Source organism: Castellaniella sp. GW247-6E4, assembly GCF_040276065.1.
GTDB lineage: Bacteria > Pseudomonadota > Gammaproteobacteria > Burkholderiales > Burkholderiaceae_B > Castellaniella.
In genome coordinates this window covers 182,951-191,361 of record NZ_JBELOI010000009.1, presented here as the reverse complement: position 1 = coordinate 191,361, position 8,411 = coordinate 182,951, and the positions used below count along the sequence as shown (strand labels likewise).

At 66.7% G+C, this 8,411-nt stretch carries 9 protein-coding genes; all 9 read right to left on the bottom strand.

Annotated elements, in window-relative coordinates; genetic code table 11:
- Positions 1 to 109: 109 nt before the first annotated feature.
- The 9 genes from ABS761_RS12675 to ABS761_RS12635 all read right to left on the bottom strand — a co-directional run bounded on the left by ABS761_RS12675 (position 110) and on the right by ABS761_RS12635 (position 8,233).
- Positions 110 to 1,570: an Nramp family divalent metal transporter gene (locus ABS761_RS12675; protein WP_350408691.1), complete on the bottom strand. Its 1,461-nt coding sequence runs from the start codon at positions 1,568 to 1,570 to the stop codon at positions 110 to 112.
- A 147-nt stretch (positions 1,571 to 1,717) separates the two neighbouring features.
- Positions 1,718 to 2,338: a Maf family protein gene (locus ABS761_RS12670; RefSeq protein WP_350408690.1), complete on the bottom strand. Its 621-nt coding sequence runs from the start codon at positions 2,336 to 2,338 to the stop codon at positions 1,718 to 1,720.
- Positions 2,339 to 2,370: 32 nt separating this feature from the next.
- Complete coding sequence (gene pyk, locus ABS761_RS12665) at positions 2,371 to 3,813, bottom strand: pyruvate kinase (RefSeq protein WP_350408689.1); 1,443 nt, start codon at positions 3,811 to 3,813, stop codon at positions 2,371 to 2,373.
- A 13-nt stretch (positions 3,814 to 3,826) separates the two neighbouring features.
- Positions 3,827 to 4,297 (bottom strand): 23S rRNA (pseudouridine(1915)-N(3))-methyltransferase RlmH, encoded by a 471-nt coding sequence (gene rlmH, locus ABS761_RS12660; RefSeq protein ID WP_350408688.1) that lies wholly within the window; start codon positions 4,295 to 4,297, stop codon positions 3,827 to 3,829.
- A 2-nt stretch (positions 4,298 to 4,299) separates the two neighbouring features.
- Positions 4,300 to 4,677, bottom strand: a complete 378-nt coding sequence (gene rsfS / locus ABS761_RS12655) for a ribosome silencing factor (RefSeq protein ID WP_350408687.1) — start codon at positions 4,675 to 4,677, stop codon at positions 4,300 to 4,302.
- On the bottom strand, positions 4,674 to 5,297 hold the full coding sequence (gene nadD, locus ABS761_RS12650) for a nicotinate (nicotinamide) nucleotide adenylyltransferase (RefSeq protein ID WP_502881432.1): 624 nt from the start codon (positions 5,295 to 5,297) through the stop codon (positions 4,674 to 4,676). Before nadD ends, rsfS begins: the two co-directional genes overlap by 4 nt.
- A complete protein-coding gene (gene hemF / locus ABS761_RS12645) occupies positions 5,297 to 6,199 on the bottom strand; it encodes an oxygen-dependent coproporphyrinogen oxidase (protein WP_350408685.1) in 903 nt (300 codons plus the stop codon). Before hemF ends, nadD begins: the two co-directional genes overlap by 1 nt.
- A 16-nt stretch (positions 6,200 to 6,215) precedes the next feature.
- A complete protein-coding gene (purD, locus tag ABS761_RS12640; RefSeq protein ID WP_350408684.1) occupies positions 6,216 to 7,505 on the bottom strand; it encodes a phosphoribosylamine--glycine ligase in 1,290 nt (429 codons plus the stop codon).
- Positions 7,502 to 8,233 carry a YebC/PmpR family DNA-binding transcriptional regulator gene (locus tag ABS761_RS12635; RefSeq protein ID WP_350408683.1) on the bottom strand — a complete coding sequence of 244 codons (732 nt, stop codon included), beginning with the start codon at positions 8,231 to 8,233 and terminating at the stop codon, positions 7,502 to 7,504. The genes purD and ABS761_RS12635 overlap by 4 nt, the downstream gene beginning before the upstream one ends.
- Between the last annotated feature and the right edge of the window lie 178 nt (positions 8,234 to 8,411).

The following is an 8,411-nucleotide window of genomic DNA, read 5'->3' as shown; positions in this document are numbered from 1 at the left end:
ATCTGTGAAAGTAGGTCATCGTCAGGCTCTGATGCAAAACCCCCGCAAAATAAACCTTGCGGGGGTTTTTTTATGGGCGGCGCGTGCGCCCTTGTTCCGAAGCGCTTGCTCAGAAGAGCTTGCCGAACTGCGTGATGATCAGATAGATCGAGAATCCGCCGTAGAAAACCACGGCCCACATCACCGCCACGTAGCGCACCCCGCCCAAGCCGATGGCCTTGGGCAGCATGCCGCGGTTCAGCTTGATCAACAGCACCGAGTACACGAACATCACCAGGCCATTGAGTGCCGAGGCGATGACCAGCAGCACAAGCGGCTGGCTGACACCGGCCAGCAGGATGACCGAGCCGAAGATCACCATCAGCCAGACCACAAGGAAGTACAGGCGGCTTTCGGTCCAGGCATGGCTGTCGCGCAGCCAATTGGCTTTGACGATATCGGCCACGATCCGGCCGATCATGTCGACCACGGTGAGGTTGGTGGACAGCAGCACGGCCACGCCGGTGAACCAGAAGGCGGGGCCCGCCCAGGTACCGACCTTCGCGTTCAGGCTCTCGCCCAACAGCCGTACAAAGTCGAAGTTCTGGGCGGTGCCGCCGACGCCCACGTAGGTGAAGGCCAGCATCATGAAGAGCAGGATGGCGATCAGGCCGAGCACGAAGAAGGTGATGAATTGTTCGCGGTCGGCGACGCGCCACCAGCCCTGCCAGCGCCGCATGTTGGCCTCATCCTGCGGGAAGAAATACCCGATCGAGGCGCTGGTGGTTTCCTGCCCCGTGATTGGGGAGACGATCTTGGGCAGGTGCGCGCCCATCCCCAGGCCCTTGTCGCGGACCCAGTTTGACTGGGCCAGGTTCATCACCCCGCCGGCGCCGGCGAAGGCGATGGCGCCCAGCAGCAGCGCGGTGGGAATCGAGCCGATCGCACTCGGGATCTTGGGGATCTCGGTGGTGAAGCCCGCCAGCAACGCCGTCCAGCTCGATCCATTCAGCAGGCCGAAGATCATGTAGAGCATGAACACCAGGATCAGGGCCACCAGGAAGAACTGGATTTTTTCCACGGTCTTGTAGACCACCGGGGAGACGGTCAGCACGATGCCGATCAGGACCAGCGAAGCGATCGTGATCGGTATCACGGCACCGTTTGAGAGCCCGAAGGCGTAGGTCAAGGCCGTCGAACTGCCGGTGGCCCACCCCGGCCACATCCATGGGATGACCGCCATGATGATGAACAGCCAGCTCCAGGGTTTCCATAGCCGCGTGAACCCGGTGACCGCCGTTTCCCCCGTCGCCAGGGTGTAGCGGGTGATCTCCATGTTCAGGTAGTACTGTGTGAGAATCCCGATGGTTGCGAGCCACACCAGCGCGAGCCCGGTCTGGGTCGAAATGTATGGCCATAGGACGAATTCACCTGACCCGATCGAGCCCGCCAGCAACAGCACACTGGGCCCGATGACTTTCTTGAGCGGGAGAGGCTCCGGGAGGTCACGATAGGTGGCCGGAGGTAAGTTCAGGCTCGAGATCTCAGGCGCGATCTGTGGCGACGTGCCGTCGCCGGCTTGATTGACCATTTGCAATACCTTTTTTGAGAGTGAAGATACTTGCAACGGTGGCCATGCCATGCCGCCATGGCCATCACCCCAACCTTACAGGAATATGTAAGGGGTACCGCGATCCTAATGCGCTGGGCGAATACTGGTCAAGCGAATGCGAATGATTCAAGGGTTATCCCTTGCCTGTTTCAGGAGTTCGGCGATTTCGTATGCCGGCAGGCCCATCACCCCTGTGTAGCTGCCCGACAAATGCTGCACGAAGCGGCCCGCGCGCCCTTGGATGCCATAGGCGCCCGCCTTTCCCAGGGGCTCTCCGGTCGCGCAATACGCCTGGATATCGTGGGGCGAGAGCCGCGTGAATTGGACTTCGCTCACACTCAGACTTTCCAGGATGCGGCCGTGAGCAGCCAGGGCGACGGCGGTGTGGACGTGGTGGGGCCGGCCCGAGAGGCGTGCGAGCATCGACGCGGCGTCGGCCAGGTCGCGCGGCTTGCCCAGGACCTCACCGTCGAGGATGACGGTCGTATCCGCGGCGAGGATGAGCGCCTCGCCGGGCGATGGGAGGCCCTCGGGCCGATCCGGGTCCGCCAGCCACCGGACGGCGCGCTCGGCCTTTTCCCGGGCCGTGCGGCGCACGTAGTCGGCGGCTGCCTCTCCCGGCCATTGCGGCTCGTCCTCGCCCTCTGGCGCCGGAACGTGCAAGACCTGGTGGGGAATCCCGAGCTGGTCGAGGATTTCCCGACGCCTCGGGCTGGCCGAGGCAAGATACAGTGGTGGAGAGGTCATGGGATAAATCTACAAAAGATATCCGTGCCGGGTCAAGGAACGCGCAGAATCTTGAGGCCGTTGGTGCCGCCGCTGTCGCTGTAGAAGTCGCCCTTGGTGAGGATGATCCAGTCGCCGGTCTGGAGCAGGCCGCGGGCGCGCAGGATGCCGATGGCGGCCTCGCTGACCTCGGCGGGCGGCAGGGCGGCGGCATCGAAGGCCTCGGGGTAGACGCCGCGGAACAGAGCGGCGCGCCGCTGGGTGGCGACGTGGCGCGTGTAGCAGTGGATGGGCACGCCCGAGCGGATGCGCGACATGATGAGCGGCGTGTGTCCGCTTTCGGTGAGGCTGATGATGGCCTTGATGCCGGGAAAGTGGTTGGCGGCGTACATGGTCGCCAGGGCGATGGTTTCGTCGCAGCGACTGAAGGTCTCGCCGAGCCGGTGGTGCGAGCGCGTGCTGGTGGGTTCTTTTTCGGCGCCGAGGCAGACTCTGGCCATGGCCTCGACGGCCTCGACCGGATATTGGCCCGAGGCGCTTTCGGCCGAGAGCATGACGGCGTCGGTGTAGTCCAGCACGGCATTGGCCACGTCGGACACCTCTGCGCGCGTGGGCAGGGGGCTGGCGATCATGGATTCCATCATCTGGGTGGCGGTGATCACGAGTTTGTTCAAGGTCCGCGCGTGCTGGATGATGCGTTTCTGGATACCGGCGAGGCGCGCGTCGCCGATTTCCACCCCGAGGTCTCCGCGGGCGACCATCACCCCATCGCTGGCGCGGATCAGGCCATCGAGCGCCTCGTCATCGTCGACGGCCTCGGCCCGTTCGATCTTGGCGATGATCCAAGCCTGGCTGCCAGCGGCCCGGACCAGGCTGCGCGCCTGGTCGATATCGGTGCCGGCGCGCGGAAATGAAACGGCCACATAATCCAGGTCGAGCTCGGCGGCCAGGCGGATGTCTTCGCGGTCCTTGTCCGTCAGGCTGGGGGCCGAGATGCCGCCGCCGCGGCGGTTGATGCCCTTGTTGTCGGACAGCGGTCCACCGACCGTGATCGTGGTGTGGACGCGGTCGTCCTCGACCCGGTCGACCCGCAGGATCACGCGTCCGTCATCGAGCAGCAATTCGTCGCCGGGCGCGCAGTCGCTCACCAGCGGGGGATAGTCGATGCCGACGATGCGCGGGGTCCCGGCGGCGGGGTCATGGCGCGTGGACAGTGTGAACGGATCGCCGGCGCGCAAGGTGATCATGCCTCCCGTGAAACGGGCGATGCGGATCTTGGGGCCTTGCAGGTCGCCCATGATGGCGATATGTCGCCCGAGGCGTTCGGCGATCTCGCGCACCAGGCGGACGCGTTCGCGGTGGTCGGCAGCGGAGCCATGGGAAAAATTCAGGCGGGCCACATCCATTCCGGCGAGGATCAGGGCCTCGATGCGCTGTGCGGACGAACTGGCGGGGCCGAGAGTGGCGACGATTTTGGTACGGCGGCGGGCGTTCATGGCGGGCCTCTGTTCAGGCGCGGTGGTAGGGGTGCCCGGCCAGTATGGCCCAGGCGCGGTAGATCTGCTCGGCCAGCAGGACCCGCACCATCGGATGCGGCAGAGTCAGCGAAGAGAGCCGGATCGTCTGGTGCCCGCGTTGCTTCAGGGCGGGGTCCAGCCCGTCCGGCCCGCCGATCAGGAAGGCCACGTCCCTGCCGGCGCCTCGCCAGGATTCGAGGTGCCGCGCAAGCGTCATGGTGTCGAGGTCGCGGCCATGCTCGTCGAGCACGACGCGCCAGGCCTGGGCGGGCGCGGCGGCCTCGATGCGCAGGGCCTCGGCCTGCATGAGCTGGGCCGGCGTTTTGCCGGAGATCCGGGGTTCGGGCTTGATTTCGATGAGTTCGAGTGCGCAGTCGTGGGGCAGGCGCTTTGCGTAGTCCTTCCAGGCCTCCTGCACCCATGCCGGCATGCGCACGCCCACGGCCAGCACCTGGATTCGCATCCCTAGTCCTCGAGCATCGCCTGAGCGGGCCCCTGGGGCAGGAGCTTGACCCGGACGGGCTTGGCGCCCCAGATTTCCTCGAGGTTGTAGTACGCGCGGATCGCCGGCTGCATGCAATGCACGACGATATCGCCCAGGTCGATCAGCACCCACTCGCCGGACTCCTCGCCCTCGCAGGCGATCACCTCGATGCCGTGGCGCCGTGCCTGGTCGGCGACATGACTGGCGATGGCGCGCGTCTGGCGATTGGACGAACCGCTGGCGATGACGACCCGGTCGAACAGGCTCGTGAGCTCGGTGGTGTTGTAGACCTTGATGTCCTGGGCCTTGATGTCCTCGAGGGCGTCGATGACGATGCGTTGCTGTTTTTGGATATTCATAGGGAGTGCTTGGGATCCAGGGAAGCCGCCGGATCGGAGTAGAGGTGGTGCGTCCGAATGTATTCGAGCACGTTCGGGTCCAGCATATCATCGACGGGCAGGCCGGTGCGCAGCGCGTGCCGGATATCGGTCGCGCTGATCGCCAGGCGGACGAAGGGAATACGCAGAAGCTCGCCCTGGCCCTCGGCCAGCGCCTCGGCAAGCTCGGGCGGCGGCGTGTCGTCCGCTCCCGGGCGTTGCGCGACGGCGAGATGGACGCGTTCGATGATGTCTTGCCAACGGTGCCAGGTGCAGAAATTCGTCAACTGGTCGGCACCCAGGATCCAGGTGTATTGGGCTTGTGGCGGCAGGCCTTCGAGGGTATCGATGGTATAGGTCGGGCCCGAGCGCTGCAGCTCGACCGGATTGGCCGACAGGCGTGGATCGCCTTGGCAGGCGATTTCGAGCATGCGCAGGCGATGGGCGGGCTCGGCGCCGAGCGTGCCGCGTTGCCAGGGTCGATGGGCGGGGATCAGCTCGACGCGGTCCAGAGCCAGTGCATCGAGGGCCGCGCGCGCCAGCGCGACGTGCGCGCGATGGACGGGGTCGAAGCTGCCGCCCAAGAGCCCGATCCGCGGCACTACACCCATTCCCGGGGCTTGAGATAATCGGCGAGGGCGGCCTCGGGGCTGCCGGGCTCCGGTGTCCAGTCGTAGCGCCATTGGGCAATGGGCGGCATCGACAGCAGGATCGACTCGGTGCGCCCCCCGGACTGCAGGCCAAACAGCGTGCCTCGGTCGTAGACCAGGTTGAATTCGACGTAGCGGCCCCGGCGGTAGGCCTGGAAGTCCCGCTGCGCCTGGGTGTAGTGGGTGTCCTTGCGGCGTTCGACGATGGGGACGTAGGCCGGTACGAAGCATTCGCCCACGGCCCGCGTCAGGGCGAAGCAGGTCTCGAAGTCGGGGGCATCGAGGTCGTCGAAGAACAGCCCCCCCACGCCTCGGGTCTCGCGGCGGTGGCGCAACAGAAAATAATCGTCGCACCAGGCCTTGTACGCTGGATACTTGTCCTCGCCGAAGGGCGCCACCGCGTCGCGGCAGACCCGGTGAAAGTGGCGGGCATCGGCCTCGACGGGATAGTAGGGGGTCAGGTCCAGGCCGCCGCCGAACCAGAAGACGTCGTCGGCGCCATCGGCGCCGTGGGCGACGAACAGGCGCACGTTCATGTGCGTGGTGGGCACGTGCGGGTTGCGTGGATGGAGCACCATCGAGACGCCCATGGCCTCCCAGGCGCGGCCGGCCAGGCCGGGGCGGTGGGCGCTGGCCGAGGGCGGCAGTGTCTTGCCCCGGACGTGGCTGAAGAGCACGGCGGCGCGCTCGAAGACCTGCCCGCCCTCGAGGTAGCGCGTCAGGCCCCCGCCTCCCTCGGGCCGGGTCCAGGCATCGTGCCCGAAAGGCCCGCCCTCCAGGGTCTCGAGCGATTGGACGATATGGGCCTGCAGGCTGGTGAAGGCGTCGTGGACGCGGTTCGTCGGTATGAGCATGGCTTTCCCCGGGTGCTCAGGGTTTGGCGGCCGGTAGGGCGCGCCAACCGATGTCGCCACGGAACTGGCGACCCTCGAAGACGGTTTCGGATACCGCATCATAGGCGGCCTGCTGGGCGCGCCGGATCGAATCCGCGAGGACGGTCACACACAGCACCCGTCCGCCGCTGGTGACCAGCGTGCCATCGCGCCGCTCGGTGCCGGCGTGGAAGGTCATGCGCGCCTCGGTGTCGGGGGCGAGGCGAGTGATGGGGGTGCCCCTGCTCGGGGCCTCCGGATAGCCTCGGGCCGCGAGCACCACGCCCAGCGCCGTGCGGCGGTCCCAGTCGATCGAGGCCTGGTCCAGGGTGCCCGATAGCGCGTGCTCGAAGACGGCCGTGAGGTCGTTCTTGATGCGCATCATGATGGGTTGGGCTTCGGGATCGCCCAGTCGGCAGTTGTATTCCAGGACGCGCAGGCTGCGCGAGGCGTCGGCGCCGGGCCCGATCATCAGGCCGGCGTATAGAAAGCCGGTGTAGGGGATGCCGTCGCGCGCCATGCCTTGTGTCGTTGGCAGGATGACCTCGCGCATGATGCGATTGTGCAGCGCGGGCGTGACGATGGGGGCGGGCGAATAAGCGCCCATGCCGCCCGTGTTAGGCCCCTGGTCGCCGTCGCGCAGGCGTTTGTGGTCCTGGCTGGTGGCCAGTGCGAGGACGTGATGCCCGTCGCACATGACGATGAAGCTGGCCTCCTCGCCCTCGAGGAAGTCCTCGACGACCACGCGCGCGCCGGCCGCACCGAGGCTGCCGTCGCCCAGCATGTGGTCCACCGCCGTGGTCGCCTCGTCGAGCGTGGTGGCGACGACGACACCCTTGCCCGCCGCCAGGCCATCGGCCTTGACGACGATCGGCGCCCCTCGGCCGAGGATGTAGGCTTTGGCGGCGGCGGGGTCGGTGAAGGTTTCGTAGGCGGCGGTGGGGATTCCGTGGCGCTGCATGAAGGCCTTGGCGTAGTCCTTGGAGCTCTCGAGCTGGGCCGCCTCGCGGGTCGGACCGAAGATGCGCAGGCCCGCCGTCCGGAAGGCGTCGACGATGCCCGTGGCCAAGGGCGCCTCGGGCCCCACGACGGTGAAGGCGATCTTTTCGCGGCGGGCGAACTCGATCAAGTCCGCGGTGTCTCGGAGGTCGACGTTCTGGAGCTGTGAGGCGCCGCCGGTGCCGCCGTTGCCCGGCGCCACGTAGACCGTCTGGATGCGCGGCGATTGAGCCAGGCGCCAGGCGAGGGCGTGTTCGCGGCCCCCCGCGCCGATGACCAGGAGCTTCATTCGGCTTCGTCCAGAATGGCGGTGGTGAAGACCTCCTGGACGTCGTCCAGGCCCTCGAGGGTGTCGATCAGCCTTTGCATGCGCTCGGAGTCCTCGGGCGCGAGCTCGACCTCGCTGAGGGCTTTCATCACGACGCCCTGGACCTCGGGCGTCAGGCCCGCGGCCTCGAAGGCGGTCTTGACCGCCGCATACAGGCCAGGCTCGCAGATCACCTCGATCACGCCCTCGTCGTCCGCCTGGACGTCCTCGGCACCGGCCTCGAGGGCGACTTCCATGACCTGCTCTTCGGAGGTGCCGGGCGCGAACAGGAATTGCCCGCAGTGCTTGAACATGAACGAGACGCAGCCATCCTGGCCCAGGTTGCCGCCGTGCTTGGTCAGCGTGTGGCGCACCTCGGATACAGTGCGTTGGCGGTTGTCGGTCATGCAGTCGATCAGCACGGCCGCGCCGCCCGCGCCGTAGCCCTCGTAGCGGATTTCCTCGTAGTTGGCGTCGTCGGCACCCCCTGCACCGCGCTGGATGGCGCGCAGGATGTTGTCTTTGGGCATGTTCGCCGCCGTGGCCTTGTCCCAGGCCAGCCGCAGACGCGGATTGGTGTCCGGGTCCGCGCCGCCCGCGCGGGCGGCGACGGTGACCTCACGGATGATTTTGGTCCAGAGTTTGCCGCGTTTGGCGTCCTGGCGCCCCTTGCGATGCTGGATGTTTGCCCACTTACTGTGTCCGGCCATAGCGTCAGTCTTTCAATCGGTTCATCAGGTGTAGGCTTGATTTTAACCGTTGCGCCCGCTTCTGGCAGCGCGCGCGCCGTGAGGCTGCGTGGTTTCAGCCGCGGGCGCTGTTCCGAACGCGGTTTCGGGTGGCGGCCGGGGCGGTGTCGCGCATGGCGAAAATGGCGCACCAGGTCTG

Bases quoted from the DNA above. Each gene is read 5' to 3' on its own strand.
- ABS761_RS12675 (WP_350408691.1), bottom strand. From the start codon at position 1,570: ATGGTCAATCAAGCCGGCGACGGCACGTCGCCACAGATCGCGCCTGAG.
- ABS761_RS12670 (WP_350408690.1), bottom strand. From the start codon at position 2,338: ATGACCTCTCCACCACTGTATCTTGCCTCGGCCAGCCCGAGGCGTCGG.
- pyk (WP_350408689.1), bottom strand. From the start codon at position 3,813: ATGAACGCCCGCCGCCGTACCAAAATCGTCGCCACTCTCGGCCCCGCC.
- rlmH (WP_350408688.1), bottom strand. From the start codon at position 4,297: ATGCGAATCCAGGTGCTGGCCGTGGGCGTGCGCATGCCGGCATGGGTG.
- rsfS (WP_350408687.1), bottom strand. From the start codon at position 4,677: ATGAATATCCAAAAACAGCAACGCATCGTCATCGACGCCCTCGAGGAC.
- hemF (WP_350408685.1), bottom strand. From the start codon at position 6,199: ATGCTCATACCGACGAACCGCGTCCACGACGCCTTCACCAGCCTGCAG.
- purD (WP_350408684.1), bottom strand. From the start codon at position 7,505: ATGAAGCTCCTGGTCATCGGCGCGGGGGGCCGCGAACACGCCCTCGCC.
- ABS761_RS12635 (WP_350408683.1), bottom strand. From the start codon at position 8,233: ATGGCCGGACACAGTAAGTGGGCAAACATCCAGCATCGCAAGGGGCGC.